The sequence below is a fragment of the Novosphingobium sp. 1529 genome (assembly GCF_040544855.1).
In the GTDB taxonomy this organism is placed as follows: Bacteria; Pseudomonadota; Alphaproteobacteria; order Sphingomonadales; family Sphingomonadaceae; genus Novosphingobium; species Novosphingobium capsulatum.
Genome location: NZ_JBEPKW010000006.1, coordinates 59,797 through 77,393, shown reverse-complemented (window position 1 = coordinate 77,393; position 17,597 = coordinate 59,797). Strand labels below are relative to the sequence as shown.

Here is a 17,597-nt window from a genome sequence, read left to right as displayed (position 1 = left end):
CTCGGCATCAGAAAGAAGAAGAACAGGGATCAGGCAAACGGCAGCGCGTCGGCGGTCAGCCGGCGCGGAAGCCGCCGCCCAGGGCGCGCACCAGCGCCACGTGGGCAGACAGCGTGCGGGCCTGGAGATCGGCAAGCAGGCGCCGGTTGGCGAGCAGGGCATCCTGCGCCGACAGGACCGACAGATAGGTGGACAGGCCGGCTTCGTAACGGCGGCGGGCAATGCGATAGGCATCGTCAGAGGCGGCCACCGCCTGTTGCAGCTGGGCACGCTGGGCATCGATCGATTGCCGGGAGGCGGCGGCATCGGCCACATCGCGCAGCGCCTTGAGCAGGGTATCGTCATAGCTCGCCACGGCCTCGTCATAGCTGGCGCGCGCCTGGCGATAGCCACCGGCGATGCGCCCGCCCGAAAACAGCGGCAGGCTGATCGCCGGGCCGATCGATCCGGCATCCGAACCGCTGGCCGTCAGGTTGCTGAGGCCGAGCGCCTGGACGCCGATGAAGCCCATCAGGTTGACGTTGGGATAGAACGCGGCATGCGCCACGCGAATCCGCGCCGCGGCAGCCTCTGCCCGCGCGCGGGCAGAGGCAATATCGGCACGGCGGCCGACCAGATCGAGCGCCAGGTTGGCGGGCAGGCCCTGCGGCGCCAGCGTGGCAAGCTGCGGCAGGGGGATCGCATCGCCGCGCGCCGGCGGCGCCCCGATCAGCACGGCCAGGGCATGGCGGGCCAGGGCAATCGCCTCGTCCGCGGCAACCAGATCGGCGCGGGCAACCGGAATGCCGGCTTCGGCCTGGCGCTGTTCGGCGCGGGTATCGAGGCCGTTGACCACGCGCTGGCGCACCAGCTTGGCCGTATCCTCGCGCAGTTGCAGCGCCTGGGCCCGCACATCGCGGGCGGCAGCGGCGCGGGCCAGGGTGGCATAGGCATCGGCAACGCCTGTGGCGATGGCGAGGCGGGCGGCCTGCGCCTCATATTCGGCGGCCTGCGCCTCTGACGTGGCGGCGCGCAGGGCGGCGCGGTTCTTGCCAAAGAAATCGAGTTCGTAGCTGAGGCTGAGCGAGGCCGCACCGGTATCGTTCCAGCCGTGCGGCACGAAGGCGGGCGGAATGCCGTTGTTGTAGCTCTGCTTGGCTTCGGCCGCGTTGGCGCTGGCGGAAATGCCGGGCAGCAAAGCCGCCCCGCTCGCCTGGGCGAGACCGCGCGCGGCGCGCAGGCGGGCATCGGCCTGGGCCAGCGTGGGAGAATTGGCCACGCCTTCCGCGATCAGCGCGGAAAGCTGCGGATCGCGCAACGCCTGCCACCAATCGGCCGCAGGCCAATCGGCCGGCGTCGTGGCCTGCGCTGGCGCGGGCAGCGCCAGATCGCTGGCGGTTGCCTGGCGCAGCGCCGGTTTCTGGCCAAGATCGGGAACAGGGGCGCAGCCGGCCAGCAGGCCCGCCATGGCCAGGCCACTCACCAGCGGCGCGCGCCAGAACGGCCGAATCGCGGCGGCGGAAAACGCGGCGGAAAACAGGGCTGACGCGCGGTTGGAAAGACCGGCGGGGGAGGCAGTCATGCAGGGCCTTTGCGCAATCGGGAACGGGACGACCGTGTACGGATCGGTCACTAATCTTCAACTGCGCCCTTGCACTGCGCCTGTCAACAGCTATGTGTACAGAATGGTCACTAACCCGTCCAATTGCAGACTCAAACGCTGTTCGCCCGATGAGCGGCGGGAAAACATCCTGTCCGTGGCCACGCAGGTGTTCACGCAGACGGGCTATGGCGCCACCTCGATGTCAGCCATCGCGGCCGAGCTGGGCGGTTCCAAAGCCACGCTTTACAAGTATTTTCCATCGAAGGAGCAGTTGTTTGAAGCGGTGCTGATGCGCGGCTGCGGCGCGGTCATGGCCTCGCTTCAGGAACTGGCGGAAACCGAATCGGATGACCTTGAGGGCATTCTTACCGATTTCGGCACGCGCTTCCTGTCCGGGCTGTGCAGCCAGCGCTCGATCGATGTCTATCGCATGGTCCATGCCGACGGGGTGCAATTCCACGAAGCGGCAGAGATGTTCTTCCGCTGCGGGCCGGAAATCGCCGGCACTACCCTGGCGGCCGTGTTGCACCGCGTGGCTGGCCAGCGCGGCCTGGCCCTGCCCGATCCGCGCCTGGCAGCAGACCAGTTCCTGGGCATGGTGCGGGGCAAGCTGCACATGCGCGTGGCCGTGGGTGTGATGCCGGCGCCCGACGCAGAAACGATTCGCCACCACGCCGCGCACGCCGCGCGCATCTTTGCCCACGGCCTGCTGCACCAGCCAAATACCGGCCAGCCAAGGACCTGATCCCCCAACAACGACGATGGCCGGCGATCCCCAGGGGAATCGCCGGCACCGTGGAGAACCGGGTATTGGCAGCTGGGATCAGCGCAGCAGCGTCAGCACGTTCTGCTGATTCTGGTTGGCCTGCGAGATCATCGCGGTCGAAGCCTGGGCCAGGATCTGGGCCTTGGCCATCTGGGTGGTTTCGGCCGAATAGTCGGTGTCCTGGATACGCGAACGGGCATCCGACAGGTTGGTGATGTTGTCGTTCAGGTTGTTGACCACAGAGCTGAGGCGGTTCTGGCCGGCACCGAGCGTGGCGCGCGTGGCGTTCACTTCCTTGAGCGCGGCATCGACGTTGTCCATCGTGGTCGACGCCTTGCCGGTGTCGGACACGTCGAGCGCCTGGGTGGTCGAGGTAGCGCTGTAGGACGTGTCGGTGCCGCCGAACAGGTTGACGCCCGAAAACGCCTTGCTGACCAGATCGACCGTATCGGTGGTGTTGGCACCGGTCTGGATCGAGCTCTTGACGTCATCGCTGCCGTCGGTGGCTGCCGTGCCGCCGGCGACCTTGAACACCTTGTTGCCGTTGAACTCGGTATTGTTGAGCACGTCGGAAATCTGGGCATTCAGGTTCGAGACTTCCGACTGCATCGCGTCGCGGTCAGACTGCTGATAGGTGTCCGACTTCGACTGCACGGCCAGTTCGCGCACGCGCTGCAGCATGTTGGTCACTTCGCTGAGCGCGCCTTCGGCCGTCTGCGCCATCGAGATGCCGTCGTTGGCGTTGCGCACGCCCTGCGACATGCCGGTGATCTGCGCGGTCATGGTCGTGGAAATGGCCAGGCCCGCGGCATCGTCCTTGGCACTGTTGATTCGCTTGCCGGTCGACAGCCGTTCCATCGCGGTTGCAGCCAGCTTGCTTGCCGAGTTGGAAGCGTTGGCCGCCTTGATGGCGCTGACGTTGGTGTTGATTACCGCCATGATGTTTCTCCGATTTTCGGGACAGACCCCAATCGCTGCCAGTCCAGGGATTGACCGGCTGCACGGCAAAGACCGGCAGGATGGGCGGCAATTTAAGGGCAAAATCTTGCCGGTCAGCGGTTTTGCGGCGGCGCCGTATACGTGTTTCCCCTTAGCACGGTCGCTGATCTTAAAGTTTCACACCATTTGACGGTTTCGCGCGAAAAACAGCGTCGTGGATATGGTTAAGACGGGGGTCAAAGTGATGAACAGCGATTGCGGCGACAGATTGCCGATAAGCGGGCAGGCGCAGGCGCGCCACGGCGCGCTGATCATGCGCGCTGCAGCGGTGCTCAATACGCCGGGCATGGGCCCCCTGCCCGTGCTGGCCGATTCAACCGATGTGGGCGCGCTCGATCCGCGCCGCCCGGCGGTGGTGCTGGAACGCGGGGCGCAGCCGGCGCTGGCGCGCATGGCCAATGGCAAGCGCCACGTGGTGCGCTATGCCGATCCGCTGTCGGAAAGCGCGCTGGCCGCGATCATCGCCTGCGCCACCGCGCCCGGCATGCCGATTGCCGCCGATCCCGAAACCCTATCGATCCTGGCGCTGGCCGAGCGTCTGGCCGTCAGCGACATCCCCGTGCTGATCAACGGCCCCACCGGCACCGGCAAGGAAGTGTTGAGCCGGTTCATCCACGCCGCCAGCCCGCGCCACGACAAGCCGTTCATCGGCGTCAACTGCGCCGCGATGCCTGAAACCATGCTGGAAGCGCTGTTGTTCGGCCACCAGAAGGGCGCGTTCACCGGCGCCAGCGCGGCGGGCGAAGGCTTTTTCCGCGCGGCCCATGGGGGCACGCTGCTGCTGGATGAAATCGCCGAAATGCCGCTGTCGCTGCAAGCCAAGCTGCTGCGCGCGCTGCAGGAAGGCGAAGTGGTGCCACTGGGCGCGACCCAGCCGGTCAAGGTGGACGTGCGCATCATCGCCTGCGCCAACCGCGATCTGCCAACCGAGGTGGAAGACGGGCGGTTCCGCGCCGATCTCTATTACCGGCTCAACGTTTTTCCGCTGACGCTGCGCGCACTGGCCGAGCGGCCCGATGATATCGCGCCGCTGGCCTTTGCCCTGATGATGCGCCACGCGCCGGCCGATCGGCCGCTGCCCTGGCTGTCGGACGCGGCGCTGGCCATGCTGGGCTGCCACGGCTGGCCCGGCAATGTGCGCGAGCTGGAAAACGTGGTGCGCCGCGCCCTGCTGCTGGCGGGCGACCAGGCCGAAATCGGCCCCGAGCATATCGTGTTCGACCGCCCCGCGCGCAGCCCCGCCAGCGATGCAGCCCTGGCCGAAGTCCGCGCCCCCCAGGCGGGCAAGCTGTCCAACATCGTCCAGCTTTCCGAAGCGCGCGCGATCCTGGCCACGCTGGAAGCGTGCGGCGGCAGCCGCGTGGAAGCGGCGCGTCAGCTGGGCATTTCCGAACGCACCCTGCGCTATCGCTTGGCCAGCTTCCGTGAAGCCGGCATCGCCGTGGCAGGAGGCCGGCGATGAGCGCGATCAACGGCATAGGCGCCGGGGGCGGCATCCAGCAGATCATGGCCATGCGCCAGCAGATCATCGATCGCTCACACCTGCTGCAACAGATCCGCACGCCCGAAAGCGGGATTCCGGCCGAAACCAATTCGCCGACCGGTGGCTTTACCGACGCGCTCAAGTCAGCGCTCGACACGGTCAATGCCAGCCAGACCAAGGCCGACGGCATCAGCGCGGCCTATGAAAAGGGCGAGACGGTCGATGTCGCCAAGGTGATGCTGGCCCGCCAGGAAGCCGGCGTTGCCTTTGAAGCCACGCTGCAGGTGCGCAACAAGCTGTTGACCGCCTACCAGGACATCATGCGGATGGGGGTCTGATAGATGGCCGATCTGGTTCCCGTGGGGGCCGGTGGCAGCCCGCCACCCTCGCTTCTGGCGCCCTTGACCGATCCGGCCGGCGGTGCCCTGCCCGCCCGGATGGGGGCATTCCTGCGCCAGCCGCCACTGCGCCGCATGTTGCCGTGGTTCGGCGGGATTACCGCCGCCGGGCTGACCGGGCTGTTGTGGCTGACCATGGCGCCCGCGCCGCAGCGCATGCTCTATTCCGATCTGTCGGATGCAGAGCGCGCGCAGGTGACGGCCGCGCTCGACAAGGCGGCGATCGCCTATCACATCGACAATTCCACCGGCGCGATCACCGTGGGGGAAAACGACCTCTACAAGGCGCGCATGGTGGCGGCATCCGATGGCGCGGTGGCCACACCCGAAACCGGCGAGCAGATGATCGACAAGCTGCCGATGGGGGCCAGCCGCACCCTGGAAGGGCAGCGGCTGCAAGCCGCGCGCGAGCGCGAGCTGGAACTGACCATCATGCAGATCGACGGGGTGGAGGCCGTGCGCGTGCACCTGGCCCAGCCGGAAAAATCGGTCTTCGTGCGCGATACCGCCGCGCCCTCTGCCTCGGTCATGGTGCGCCTGGCCAAGGGGCGGCAACTGGCCACCAGCCAGGTTTCGGCGATCGTCAACCTGGTGGCCGGATCGGTGCCGGAACTCTCGGTCGATGCGGTCAAGGTGATCGACCAGCACGGGCGCCTGCTGTCGGCCGACAAGCCGGGCGATGCTGATCGCCTGGAAATCCAGGGCCGGCTGGAAGACAAGCTGCGCGAGCAGATTTCCCAGCTGCTGACCCCGATGCTGGGCGAAGGCAACTTTTCCAGCGAGGTGCAGGTCGATCTGGACATGGACCAGGTCACCTCTGCCCGCGAAAGCTATGACAAGCAGGGCGCGGTGCGCACCGAGCAGCAATCCGCCTCGCAGACCAGCGGGCCGGGCGCGGTGGGCGTGCCGGGTGTCTTGTCCAACACCCCGCCCGCGCCCACCACCGCCGCGGTTGGCGCGCCGCAGGGCACGCCCTCGCCCAGCCCATCGGGCGCGGCGCCCAGCAATGGCGAAAGCTCGTCTTCGAAAACCTATGAACTGGGCCGCGAAGTGGCGGTGACCAACAATACACCGGGCAAGATCCGCCGCCTGACTGTGGCGGTGGCGCTGTCTTCGGCCGTGCTGGCCAAGGCCAAGCCGGCCGAGATCGACCAGATCAAGCAGCTGGTGAGCGCGGCCGTGGGCGCCGATCCCACGCGCGGGGACCAGGTGGCCGTGGCGGTGCGCGCGTTCAACCCGGCCGACATCACCCCGCCCAAGTTCTATGAACAGCCCTGGTTTGCCATGGCGGTGCGCAACGGCGTGGCGCTGGTGGCGGTGCTTTTGACGCTGCTGCTGGGCGTGCGCCCGCTGATCAAGGCGCTGCGCCGCGATGGCGGTGCATCGGCCAAGGGCAAGGACGCCCGCAAGAAGGGCAAGGCCGCCGCCAGCGAAGACGACGACGAGGACGCAGAGGAGGCCAACGCCGCACGCGCCGAGGGCGCTGCCGATCCCAACGCCCCGCGCCCCAGCCGCGAGATCGGCCCTGGGCCCACCACAGGCATGATCAAGCCGATGCTGGCGCCAGCGCAGGATGAAACCGGCGCGATCGATACCGAACTGCTCAGCCGCCAGGTGGGCCTGGCCCAGCGCCTGGTCCAGGAAAAGCCCGACAGCGCCGTGGCCGTGCTGCGCCAGATGCTGAAGGAACCGAGCGAAGAAGGCGCCTCATAACATGGACAGCGACATGGCAGAGGGTTTGGGCAGCATGACCGATCCCGAACTGGCCGCCGTCATGGTCATGCTGCTGGAAGACCAGCAGGCGGCCGATCTGCTGGCGCAGCTCGATCCCAAGGAACTGCGTCTGCTGGGCGAAAAGATGTGCGCGCTGGGCGAGATCGGCCCGGTGGCCATCGCCCAGTCGATCACCGGCTTTGTCGAGCGGACCGAGCGCCTGGGCCTGACCGCGCACGATCGCGTGGGCCAGGTGCGCGATCTGATGACGCGCGCGGTGGGCGAGGTGAAGGCCGTCAACCTGATGCACCGCATCGCGCCCGAAGCGGCGCAGGATACCTCGGCCCTGGAACTGGCACGCTGGCTCAACCCCGAAGTGCTGATCCCGCTGGTGCGCGGCGAGCACCCCCAGGCAATTGCCGTGCTGCTGGTGCAGATCGACCCGGAAGTGGCCGCCGCCGTGCTGCACGGCCTGCCCGAAACGATCCAGACCCAGGTGGTCCACCGCATTGCCACGCTGGGCAAGGTTTCGGCCGAGGCGCTGCGTATGCTGGAAGAGGTGCTGACCCGCCGCATCGTGGCGATCCACAGCCGCTCTGCCCTGACCATGGGTGGCCCGCGCGAGGCGGCCGAGATCATCAACGCCGCGGCCAAGGCGGTGGAGAAGCGGGTCATGCCCGAACTCACCAAGATGGACAAAGCCCTCGCCAAGGAAATCGAGAACGAGATGTTCAAGTTCGAGCATCTCTATGTGCTGGATGCGCAATCGATGGGCGCCATGCTGCGCGAGGTGGACAGCGACACGCTGATCGCCGCGCTCAAGGGCATCGAGGAACCGCAGCGCGAGGTGTTCTTCCGCGCCATGTCGAGCCGCGCCGCCGATGGCGTGCGCGACGAGATCGCCGCGCGCGGCCGCCTCAAGCGCGCCGAGGTGACCGAGGCGCAGAAGGCCATGATCACCGCCGCTCGCCGCCTTTCGGCCGAAGGGGTGATCGTGTTCGGTTCGGGTGACGATGACTATGTCTGACGTGCTGCGCATTCCCGAACCAGGGCGCACCTTGCGCGCCTGGGGCGCGGTGCCGACGCAATCGCAGGGCTTTACGCTCGACCCGCGCTTTGCCCGGATACCGGTGACGCCCCCGGCCGAATTTGCCGCCATGCCCGAACCCGAACGCGAAGACCCGATCGAGCGCGCCCGCGCCGATGGTTTTGCCGCCGGCCAGGCTGCCGCGCTGGCCCAGGCACAGGCCGATGCCGCCACCCAGGACGCCGCGCGCCACCGTATCGAAAGCGCCTTGCGCGCCATGGACGCCGCGCAGATCGATGCGCTGGAGCAGCGGCTGCGCCAGACGGTGCTGGCCCTGTGCGAGGCGGTGCTGGCCGATGCCGCGATCGATCCCGCCGCGCTGGAGCAGCGCGTGCGCCGCGCCGCGCAGATGCTGGCCCGCGCCGAAGATGCCCGCGTGATCCGCCTGCATCCCGAAGACCTGGCGCTGGTGGGCCAGCACTTGCCCGAAGACTGGCACTGCGAACCCGATTCCAGTCTGGAACGCGGCGCCGTGCGCGTCGATGGCGCGCTGGGCGGAGTGGAAGATGGCCCGCTGCAATGGCGCCGCGCGGTGGAAGAGGCGCTGCGGCAATGCTGATGCCGCCAGCCGATGGCAGCAGCCTTGATCGCACCACCGGCGGCCTGCATCTCGCGCTGCCATTGCTGGCGCGCCTGGCTGGCGCCCATCCCGATCTTGCCCCGCGCCGCTATGGCCGGCTCAGCGCCTGCGATGGCGGGCTGCTGGAAGTGTCGGGTCTGTCGGTGCCGATCGGCACGCAATGCCGCATCGCCCACGGGCGCGGCGATCTGGCGGCCGAAGTCATCGGCTTTCGCAATGGCCGCAGCCTGATGATGCTGCTGGGCGATCCGGTGCTGTTGCGCCCCGGCGCCTATGTGCGGCCCGAAGGGCGGCCCGGCATGGTGCCGGTGGGCGAGGCGTTCCTGGGCCGCGCGGTGGATGGAGAAGGCCATCCCATCGACGGCGGACCGCCGCTCGCCACCCATGCCGAATGGCCGGCCGGCGGCGTGCGCGCCGGCGCGCTCGATCGCAGCCCGGTGCGGCAATCGTTCGATACCGGGGTGCGCGCGCTCAACGCCCTGACCACGTTCGGCGTGGGCCAGCGCATCGGCATCATGGCCGGATCGGGCGTGGGCAAATCGGTGCTGCTCGACATGGTCGCCCATGGCGCCCAGGCCGAAATCGTCATCGTTGGCCTGATCGGCGAGCGCGCGCGCGAAGTGTCGGACTTTGTCGAGCGGCACATGGCCGGCAACAAGCGCGCGCACAGCGCGGTGATCGCCGTGCCGGCCGACCATGCGCCCAACCTGCGCATTCGTGGGGCGATGATGGCCACGGCGCTGGCCGAATATTTCCGCGCCCAGGGGCGGCGCGTCCTGCTGATCATGGACAGCCTGACGCGCGTGGCCCATGCCGGGCGCGAAATCGCGCTGCTGCTGGGCGAACCGGGCGCGGCGCGCGGCTATCCCCCATCGGCACTGGCGACGATCACCAAGCTGGTCGAGCGCGCCGGCAATTCGGCGGCCAGTGGCGGCTCGATCACCGGGCTTTACACCGTGCTGGCCGATGGCGACAACCAGGACGATCCGGTGGTCGATACCGCCCGCTCGATCCTGGATGGGCACATCGTACTGTCGCGCGATCTGGCGCAGCGCGGGCACTATCCCGCGATCGACATTCCCGCCTCGCTCAGCCGGGTGATGACCGACATCACCAGCCCGCAGCATCAGGCCCTGGCCCGGCAGTTTCGCGCGCTGATCGCCGCCTATGAGGCCAACCGCGATCTGGTGCTGATGGGGGCCTATCGCCAGGGGGCCGACCCGCAGCTGGACCAAGCGATCGCCATGCACGGCGCGCTGGCCGATTTCCTGATGCAACCCGCGCAGGACATCGTGCCACTGGACAGCTGCATTAACCAATTGACCCAGTTGCTGGGCGGCTGAGCGCGCCATGACGATCAAGGCCCGCAACCAGCGGCTGGTGCGGCTGCGCCGGCTGGAAAAGCTGCGCGAGATCGGCCATCGCCAGGCGATGCTGGCCGCTGGCCAGGCCGAGAGCACGCTGGCCCAGCTGCAGCACCTGGCCGAGCGCACCGGCACCCTGGCAGACAGCTATGCCGCGCGCACCGATGCCGATGATGGCGCGGCATTGGCCCACCTTGGCGCATTTCGCGCGGGTCTCGAACGCATTGCCCGCAGCACTGCCGGCGAAATCGACACCGCCCGCCGCATTGCCGATGCCCGCGCCGCCGAAGTGGCCGCGGCCGAGCGGCGCCGCGCTGCCGTGGCCGATCGCATCGCGGCAGAGGCGCAGGCCCTGGCCCGAGTCCGCGCCCAGGCCGGCACCCCGCTGGGCGCCGCGCGCAACCGCGAAGAGCCCGCATCCGAAACCATCCCTATGCCGCATTCGGGCGATTGGCACGGCTCTTGAATTAACCGTGGGCATACCGCCCAGGAGCTTGTACCGCGATGGTATCGATTGCCACCCCCACTGCCGCTTCATCCGCCCCCGCCATCATGGCGGGCGCTACGGCAGCGATTGTCGCCGGACCGGCGCAACCGGGCGAAACCACCGGATTTGCTGCGCTTCTCGACACGGCAGAGACCCTGCCAGCGGCCCTGCCAGCGGCCCTGCCCGCCACCGCCGCCATTCCGGCCGAGCTGAGCGCGCCTGCCACCCCGGCGGAACTGCCGCTACCGGCCACGGCAAGCCTGCTGGCCGAAACCGGCAATATCTTGCCGGCAAACGGCAAGGCCGTCACGCCTAAAGCGCACGCTCCCGACTCAGCTGTGGCTGTGGCGGCGGCTCCCGCCGTGGCGCCGAGCCCTGCGCCGGTTGTCGTCGCACCGGTTGTTGCTGCACCGGTTGTTGCCACGCCGATGGCAAGCCAGCCTGTCGCCGGCACTGCGCCTGCGCCCCTACCAGCACCCGCGCAAGTGCTGCCGTCCGCAGCGATGCCGGCACCCCTGCACGGCGCAGCGCCGCCCGTCACGCCAGATTCGGCGCCCGCTGTGCCAGAGGCAACGCCGCCGACCGCCATGCCGGTGGTGACGCATCGCGCGATGGCCAGCCTGCTGGCCCTGCGCCACGCCGCCAGTCCTGATGCAAAGGCCGATGCCGATGATCTGGCAGCAGACGAAACCGCCGCAGCCGCCACCCCGGCGGCACCCGGTGATGCAACGCCTGCCGACCCTGTCGCGGCCCCGGCCGCAGCCAGCCTGGCCCTGGCCAGCATCCCTGCGCCAATCATGCTGCCTGCCGCCCCGGCCACGCCCGCGCCAGAGCAGGCCATCGCGCATGCCCCGGCACCGGCGCGAGCGATGCAGCCAGCGCTTGCGCAACCAGCCGCGCCCGGGCCGATGGCCGTGCCCCAGGCTGGCCAGCCTCGCCCGGAAACGCTGACGAACCCCATGATGCCGGCCGGGCTGGCGACACCGCGGCCGCTCGCCCCGGCCGATAGCAACGCGCCCGCTGCCACCGTGGCTGAACCGCTGGCACTGGTGCCGCAAGCCGCAGCGGCTGCCCCGGCGCCTGCCCCGGTTGCCACCACGATCGCGCACGCCCCCGCGCCCGCTGTGCCCACTGCGCCGATTGCGACGCAACAGGTGCTGGCGGCGCGCCAGCCGCAGCAGCCAGTTTCTGCAGAGCCAGCGTCACCGGCCGAAGCCGAACCGGCCGCAACGCCCCTGGCACCAGCCAGCGCCACTGCCGTGGCGCCGCTGCCCCTTTCCGCCCTCGCCGTGGCCGCGCCCCAGCCAGTGGCTACGCCAGCCATCACTGGTCCGGCGCCTGACGCCACTATCCCCGGCGCGCAGGTTGCCGCGCTGGTCGATGCCGTGGCCCGTGCCCGCCAGGATGGCCAGGGCGCCACGGTGGCTGCCACGCTGGCCCATGGCACGTTCGGGCGGATCGATCTGCAGTTCCGGCAAAAGGACGATGGCCTGACCGTGACCATGGCCAGCGCCGATCCCGGCTTTGCCCCCGCCGTGCTGGCCGCCAGCCGTGCAGACGCCGGCACGGCCGCCAACCAAAACTCGGCTGGCCAAAACCCGGCAGGCCAAAACGCATCGAGCCAGAACACTTCGGGCCAGAACGGCGCCAGCCAGAGTGGATCTGGCCAGGCGTTTGCCGGCCAGTCGCAATCACAAACCCCTTCACAGGGCCAGGGTGGCGATCCGCGCCAGCCGCAACGCGCCGCGGCGCCGGACAGCGCGGGCCTTGCCGCCCGCCGCTCGCCGGACCGGAGCGACGAGCCCGACACGGCCCAGGGCGGCGTCTACGCGTGATCCCGCGCGTAAATCGACGCCTCAATCCCCTGGCCATCTGACGATCAAGGAACCGGCATGAGCGACAAGAAGGAAAAGGACAAGGACGCGCCCAAGAAGAAAAAGGGCGGTCTTGTGGTGCTCATCGGCGTGGTCGTGGCCACGCTGGTGATGGGTGGTGGCGGGGTCTACGCCCTGTTTGCCATGCACATCCTGGGTGGGCCGCAAGTGGTCATCCATGAAGACAACAAGCCCAAGCTGATCCGCAAGGGCGAGGAAGACCCCTATGCCCCCGTCGCCAAGGAAGGCGGCGAAGGCGAAGGCGGGGCCAAGGAAGTGGAAGGCGAAGGCGGCAGCGAATACCGCACCGTCTACTATTCGTTTTCCGACGATTTCACCTCGAACCTCAAGGACAGCGATCGCCTGGTCCAGGCCTCGATCGCGGCATCGACGCGCCGTGATTATCGCGTGGTGATGTGGATGAAGAAGCACGAGCTGGCGATCCGTTCAGCCCTGCTCACCGTCCTGGCCGATACGCCCGATACCGACGTGGAAACCACCCAGGGCAAGCAGCGCCTGCAGCAGCGCATGACCGCCGCGATCAACAAGGTGCTGACCGACACCGAAGGCTTTGGCGGGGTGGATGCGGTCTATTTCAAGCAATTCATCGTGCAGTGAGCCGCAGGTTTGCGGATTGACGGGCACTTTACGGGCAATGGGGAAGCAAGACGATGAAGCCTGAACGGGAATTCGTGGCAGAGCGGGTAGTGGCAAGCCACTGCCCGCAACTGCTGCGCCCCGGAGCGAGCCAGGCAGACCTGGTCACGGCGCTCAGCCGCACGGCCGAAAAGCTGGCGCGCGAATTGGGCAGCGCCCTGGCCGGGCTGCTGGGCGGCGATGAACCCCTGGTGGAATGCAGCCGTCCCGAACGCACCGTCTATTCCGATTACGCCACGATGCAGGTGATGGGCCACCGCAACCTGGGGGCCTATACGCTGTTTGGCGCGGGCGCGGCCAATGACCGCATCCTGGGCATGGTGGCCGGCGAAGTGGTGCTGCGGCTGGTCGATCGCGCGTTTGGCGGCGCGGGCGTGGCACCGCAGCAATTGCCGCGCGAGTTGCCGCTGTCGGCCGAACTGATGGTGCAGCGGCTGGAAGCCATGCTGGCGGGGTGCCTGGCCAGCGCGCTGGGCGCCGAAACTGCCGACGTGATCCGCCCGCTGCGCCGCGAGGGCAACATCGATCACCTGGCGCCGTTCGGCAACGACGAGCATATCGTCGCGCTGGTCTTTTCGATTACCGAGCCCGGCCGCCCGGCCTGGGCGATCGAGATGGCCTTTCCCTATGACACGCTGGCCGCGCTGTTCGCCAATGGCGAGCGCCCGCCCGTCAGCGCCGAGCATGCCCCGGCCGATCCGCGCGCCGCGCCCTTTGCCGATGTGCCGCTGCCGCTCAGCGCCGTGCTGGTCAACATGCGGGTGCCGCTGGCGGCGATTTCGGCGCTGGAAGTGGGCCAGATCCTGCCCGTGCCGGTGGCGCGGGCGGTGCCCTTGCGCGTGGCTGGGCACACCATCGGCCATGGCACGGTGGGCGCGGTGGACGATCGCCTGGCCGTGCAGCTTTCGCAGATTTTCTAAGATTTCATTTGGGGGGTTTCACAATGTCGTTTCAACCGCGCGGTTTCGATTTCCTCAAGGATGTCGATGTGCGCCTCACCGTCGAACTGGGCCGCACCGAGATGAAGCTCAAGGACGTGCTGGCGCTGAACGAGGAAAGCGTGGTCATGCTCGACCGGCTGACCGATGAACTGCTCGACGTGATGGTCAACGGCAAGCTGATCGCGCGCGGCGAAGTGGTTGCCCAGGGTGATCGCTTTGGCCTGCGCATCGTCGAACTGGCCGGCAGCGAAAACGCCCCGCGCAAGGATGCGGCGTGATGCTGTGGTACATTCTCAAGCTGATGGTCGTGCTGCCGCTGATTGCCGGCATGGCCTGGGGCTCGCTGCGCCTGGCCAAGCGGTTTGAAGGCAAGTTCGGCACCTCTACCGGCAGCCGCGCGGTCAAGATCGTGGAAACGCAGATGCTTTCGCCCACGCTGCGCCTGGCGGTGATCGAATTCCACGATCGCGAGATCCTGGTGTCCACCTCGAAGAACGGCCTGGTGCGCCTGGCCGAAGCGCCAGCGCGCAAGCGGGAGGATGTGGCGTGAGGGGCAATGTTGTGGGCGGCATCCACCACCCCCCAACCCCCTCCTCTGAAGAGGAGGGGGCTTATCGGCCCTTTCTCCCCCTCCTCTTCAGAGGAGGGGGCCGGGGAGTGGTGCGAAACCTTGCACTAACGCTGCTCCTCTTCCCCACCGCTGCCTTCGCCCAGAGCGCGCCGGGCCAGACCGCCATTCCCGGCGCACTCGACCGCGCATTCAGCCAGATCGCCGGGGCGCAGTCGCAGGGCAGCCTGTCGCTGTCGTTGCAGCTCCTGCTCATCATGGGGCTGCTCACGATCCTGCCATCGCTGATCCTGATGATGACCAGCTTTACCCGCATCCTGGTCGTGCTCTCGATCCTGCGCACGGCATTGGGCCTGCAGCAATCGCCGCCCAACCAGATCCTGATCGGGCTGTCGCTGTTTCTCTCGCTGTTCGTGATGGCGCCCACGCTCGACAAGGTGAATGCCAACGCGATCCAGCCCTATTCGACCGGGCAGATTAACGCCGAGCAGGCGATCGGCACGGCGGGCATGGAATTCCACGCCTTCATGGTGCGGCAGACGCGCCAGCGTGACCTGCTGATGTTCACTGACATGGCCAAGGCGCCGCATTACCAGGCGACGCGCGACATTCCCTTTTCGATCCTGCTGCCCGCGTTCGTGACCAGCGAGCTGAAAACGGCGTTCCAGATCGGCTTCATGCTGTTCCTGCCGTTCCTGGTGATCGACCTGGTGGTTTCCTCGGTGCTGATGAGCCTGGGCATGATGATGATGTCACCCACGGTGGTATCGCTGCCGTTCAAGATCCTGTTGTTCGTGCTGGTCGATGGCTGGGCGCTGCTGATGGGCAGCCTGGCGTCGAGCTTCGGCTAGGGGCGGGCACGATCATGGACGACATGGCCTCGCTTCTCGCCCTTGCCGATCGCATGCTGTGGACCACCGCGCTGGTGGCCGCGCCCGTGCTGCTGGCCAGCCTCGCCGTTGGCCTGGTGGTGGGCATCATCCAGGCGGCCACCTCGGTCAACGAACAGACCCTTACGTTCGTGCCCAAGCTGGCGGTGACCGCGCTGATCCTGGTGCTGCTGGGCGGGGCGATGCTGGGGCTGATCGCCGATTTCATGACCGACGTTTTCGCCCAGATCGCGGCGACGGGGCAGTAACGATGATCGCGATGAATTTCGGGTTCGGCGCGCTGGAGACCGAATTCTGGCGGATGATCTTCCTGATGACGCGGTGCGGCGCGGCGCTGTTTGCCGTCCCGCTGTTCGGCAGCCAGCAAGTGCCGATGCAGGTGCGCGTGGTGCTGGCCGGGGGCCTGGCGGTGATGCTGTGCAACTGGACCACGATCCCGGCACCCGCCGCGCTGTTTTCGCTGCCCGGCCTGCTGGCCACGGCGGGCGAGGTGGTGATCGGGCTGGCGCTGGGCTTCGTGCTGCAATTCGCCTTTGCCGCGCCGATGATCGCCGCCGAAATGATCGGCGCGAGCATGGGCATGAGCATTGCCACCGCCGCCGATCCGGTATCGGGCGCGCATTCGCCGGCGCTGGGGCAGTATTTCTCGGTGCTGCTCACGGTGATCTTCCTGGGCCTGGGCGCGCACCTGCAATGGTTTTCGCTGCTGGTGGAAAGCTATCGCGCGTTTCCGCCCGGTGGCGGCTGGTTCACGCCCGATCGCATGGGGCTGATCGTGGGGTTCGGCACGCAGATGTTCGTGTCCGCCCTCGCCATCGCCCTGCCGGTGGTGCTGCTGCTCTTGCTGGTGCAGTTGACTTTTGGCATGCTGGCGCGATCGGCGCCCAGCCTCAATATCTTTGCCCTGGGCCTGCCGATGGGCGTGCTCGGCGGCATTGCCGCGCTGATCGCCTCGGCCCCGCTGCTCGATGATGCGCTGACCGATCTGGTCGCCCTGGGCCTGGGCCAGGCCCAGGCGCTGCTGGTGAAATAGGAGCGCAGCGGCCATGGCAGAGGGCGAAGGCAGCGGTGAAAAGACATTCGCCCCTACCGAAAAGCGCAAACGCGATGCCGCACAAAATGGCGACGTGCTGCGCTCGCGCGAGTTGGGCACGGCGGCTGGGATCTTTGCCGGGATTGCCTGGCTGTGGCTGGCCGGGCCCTGGCTGCTGGGCCAGTTGGGCCAGGTGACGCGCAGCGGCTTTTCGTGGGACCGCGACAGCCTGGATCATTTCGATCCGGGCCAGCGCCTGGCGCGCGCGCTGATCGATGTGCTGCCGCCGGTGCTGGTGCTGGGCGTGGGGCTGATCGCGGTGGCGCTGGTGTCGCAGCTGGCATTTTCGTCTGGCCGGTGGAACGCGGGCAACCTCGCGCCCAAGGGGTCGCGGCTCGATCCCGCCAAGGGGCTGGCGCGCATGTTCGGCATCCAGGGGCTGATCGAGCTGGCCAAGGGCCTGGCCAAGGTGACGCTGCTGGGCACCATGGCCTATGTCTGGATGCGCGGGCGGGTAATGGCGCTGGTTGGCCTGGGCGGCGGGCAGATCACCCAGGGCGCGCTGGCCGGGCAGCTGGGCTATGCCTGGGATGCCATGCTCTCGCTGCTGGTCCTGCTGGCCTCGGGTCTGGTGGTGATCGCGCTGATCGATTTTCCGGTGCAGTTCGTGCGCCGTTTTATGCGCCTGCGCATGAGCCTTCAGGACATCCGCGACGAAACCAAGGAAAGCGAAGGCTCGCCCGAAAAGAAATCGGCGATCCGCAGCCGCCAGCGCCAGATCGCCATGGCTGGGGTCAACAAGGCCATGCGCGAGGCGCAGTTCGTGATTACCAACCCCACCCACTTTGCCGTGGCGCTGGCCTATGATCCCGATCTGGCGCCCGCGCCGATCGTGCTGGCCAAGGGGCGCGGGGAAAAGGCGCTGGCCATGCGCGAACTGGCGGCCGAACTGGCCCTGCCCACGCTGGAATATCCCGCGCTGGCCCGCTCGGTCTATTACACCACGCGCGAGCGGCAGGTGATCCGCGAGGAACTCTATGGCCCGATCGCGGCGATCCTGGCGTTCGTCATGTCACTGAAGCGCGGCGATACCCCGCCCGCGCCGATGGTGAATGTGCCCGTCGCGCTGCGCTTCGACGCCGATGGCCGGCCCGAAGCGCTGGTCTGACGGCACG

Annotated in this window: 19 protein-coding genes; 17 read left to right on the top strand and 2 right to left on the bottom strand. The window is 68.1% G+C overall.

The genetic code is table 11. The features are described from left to right. Positions 1 to 55: 55 nt before the first annotated feature. Positions 56 to 1,561, bottom strand: coding sequence for an efflux transporter outer membrane subunit (locus tag ABIC78_RS13275; RefSeq protein WP_354490176.1), 1,506 nt, complete (start codon positions 1,559 to 1,561; stop codon positions 56 to 58). 175 nt (positions 1,562 to 1,736) lie between these two features. Between ABIC78_RS13275 and ABIC78_RS13270 the strand changes: the two genes are divergently transcribed. Beyond that, positions 1,737 to 2,327 carry a TetR/AcrR family transcriptional regulator gene (locus tag ABIC78_RS13270; protein WP_309806526.1) on the top strand — a complete coding sequence of 197 codons (591 nt, stop codon included), beginning with the start codon at positions 1,737 to 1,739 and terminating at the stop codon, positions 2,325 to 2,327. Between the two features lie 78 nt (positions 2,328 to 2,405). Here ABIC78_RS13270 and ABIC78_RS13265 read toward each other — a convergent pair whose 3' ends face one another. Beyond that, a complete protein-coding gene (locus ABIC78_RS13265; protein WP_022675424.1) occupies positions 2,406 to 3,287 on the bottom strand; it encodes a flagellin N-terminal helical domain-containing protein in 882 nt (293 codons plus the stop codon). 244 nt (positions 3,288 to 3,531) lie between these two features. Here ABIC78_RS13265 and ABIC78_RS13260 point away from each other — a divergent pair, with 244 nt between their 5' ends. The 16 genes from ABIC78_RS13260 (at position 3,532) to ABIC78_RS13185 (ending at position 17,590) form a co-directional block, all read left to right on the top strand. After that, the gene (locus ABIC78_RS13260) at positions 3,532 to 4,809 is read left to right on the top strand and encodes a sigma-54 interaction domain-containing protein (RefSeq protein ID WP_051146260.1); all 1,278 of its coding nucleotides are present in this window, start codon (positions 3,532 to 3,534) and stop codon (positions 4,807 to 4,809) included. After that, positions 4,806 to 5,168 carry a flagellar hook-basal body complex protein FliE gene (gene fliE, locus ABIC78_RS13255; RefSeq protein ID WP_354490173.1) on the top strand — a complete coding sequence of 121 codons (363 nt, stop codon included), beginning with the start codon at positions 4,806 to 4,808 and terminating at the stop codon, positions 5,166 to 5,168. The genes ABIC78_RS13260 and fliE overlap by 4 nt, the downstream gene beginning before the upstream one ends. Before the next feature lie 3 nt (positions 5,169 to 5,171). Beyond that, positions 5,172 to 6,941 carry a flagellar basal-body MS-ring/collar protein FliF gene (fliF, locus tag ABIC78_RS13250; RefSeq protein WP_168352471.1) on the top strand — a complete coding sequence of 590 codons (1,770 nt, stop codon included), beginning with the start codon at positions 5,172 to 5,174 and terminating at the stop codon, positions 6,939 to 6,941. Positions 6,942 to 6,954: 13 nt separating this feature from the next. After that, the gene (fliG, locus tag ABIC78_RS13245) at positions 6,955 to 7,968 is read left to right on the top strand and encodes a flagellar motor switch protein FliG (protein ID WP_028657629.1); all 1,014 of its coding nucleotides are present in this window, start codon (positions 6,955 to 6,957) and stop codon (positions 7,966 to 7,968) included. After that, positions 7,955 to 8,587 (top strand): FliH/SctL family protein, encoded by a 633-nt coding sequence (locus tag ABIC78_RS13240; RefSeq protein WP_354490171.1) that lies wholly within the window; start codon positions 7,955 to 7,957, stop codon positions 8,585 to 8,587. The genes fliG and ABIC78_RS13240 overlap by 14 nt, the downstream gene beginning before the upstream one ends. Continuing rightward, positions 8,587 to 9,951, top strand: a complete 1,365-nt coding sequence (locus tag ABIC78_RS13235; RefSeq protein WP_502915679.1) for a FliI/YscN family ATPase — start codon at positions 8,587 to 8,589, stop codon at positions 9,949 to 9,951. Before ABIC78_RS13240 ends, ABIC78_RS13235 begins: the two co-directional genes overlap by 1 nt. A gap of 7 nt (positions 9,952 to 9,958) precedes the next feature. Beyond that, positions 9,959 to 10,438, top strand: coding sequence for a hypothetical protein (locus ABIC78_RS13230; protein WP_216656093.1), 480 nt, complete (start codon positions 9,959 to 9,961; stop codon positions 10,436 to 10,438). A 38-nt stretch (positions 10,439 to 10,476) separates the two neighbouring features. Further along, a complete protein-coding gene (locus ABIC78_RS13225; RefSeq protein WP_354490167.1) occupies positions 10,477 to 12,294 on the top strand; it encodes a hypothetical protein in 1,818 nt (605 codons plus the stop codon). A gap of 57 nt (positions 12,295 to 12,351) precedes the next feature. Continuing rightward, positions 12,352 to 12,951, top strand: a complete 600-nt coding sequence (locus ABIC78_RS13220; RefSeq protein WP_062787667.1) for a flagellar basal body-associated FliL family protein — start codon at positions 12,352 to 12,354, stop codon at positions 12,949 to 12,951. 53 nt (positions 12,952 to 13,004) lie between these two features. After that, on the top strand, positions 13,005 to 13,910 hold the full coding sequence (locus ABIC78_RS13215; RefSeq protein WP_354490164.1) for a FliM/FliN family flagellar motor switch protein: 906 nt from the start codon (positions 13,005 to 13,007) through the stop codon (positions 13,908 to 13,910). A gap of 23 nt (positions 13,911 to 13,933) precedes the next feature. Then, positions 13,934 to 14,209: a flagellar motor switch protein FliN gene (fliN, locus tag ABIC78_RS13210; RefSeq protein ID WP_022678603.1), complete on the top strand. Its 276-nt coding sequence runs from the start codon at positions 13,934 to 13,936 to the stop codon at positions 14,207 to 14,209. Beyond that, entirely contained in the window at positions 14,209 to 14,481 is a 273-nt protein-coding gene (locus tag ABIC78_RS13205) for a flagellar biosynthetic protein FliO (protein ID WP_054132429.1), read from the top strand. The genes fliN and ABIC78_RS13205 overlap by 1 nt, the downstream gene beginning before the upstream one ends. A gap of 131 nt (positions 14,482 to 14,612) precedes the next feature. After that, the gene (gene fliP, locus ABIC78_RS13200; protein ID WP_216643042.1) at positions 14,613 to 15,350 is read left to right on the top strand and encodes a flagellar type III secretion system pore protein FliP; all 738 of its coding nucleotides are present in this window, start codon (positions 14,613 to 14,615) and stop codon (positions 15,348 to 15,350) included. Between the two features lie 14 nt (positions 15,351 to 15,364). Next, positions 15,365 to 15,637 carry a flagellar biosynthetic protein FliQ gene (locus tag ABIC78_RS13195; RefSeq protein WP_022678600.1) on the top strand — a complete coding sequence of 91 codons (273 nt, stop codon included), beginning with the start codon at positions 15,365 to 15,367 and terminating at the stop codon, positions 15,635 to 15,637. A gap of 2 nt (positions 15,638 to 15,639) precedes the next feature. Next, entirely contained in the window at positions 15,640 to 16,422 is a 783-nt protein-coding gene (gene fliR, locus ABIC78_RS13190) for a flagellar biosynthetic protein FliR (RefSeq protein ID WP_354490161.1), read from the top strand. Between the two features lie 13 nt (positions 16,423 to 16,435). Continuing rightward, positions 16,436 to 17,590: an EscU/YscU/HrcU family type III secretion system export apparatus switch protein gene (locus tag ABIC78_RS13185; protein ID WP_354490159.1), complete on the top strand. Its 1,155-nt coding sequence runs from the start codon at positions 16,436 to 16,438 to the stop codon at positions 17,588 to 17,590. Positions 17,591 to 17,597: the final 7 nt, after the last annotated feature.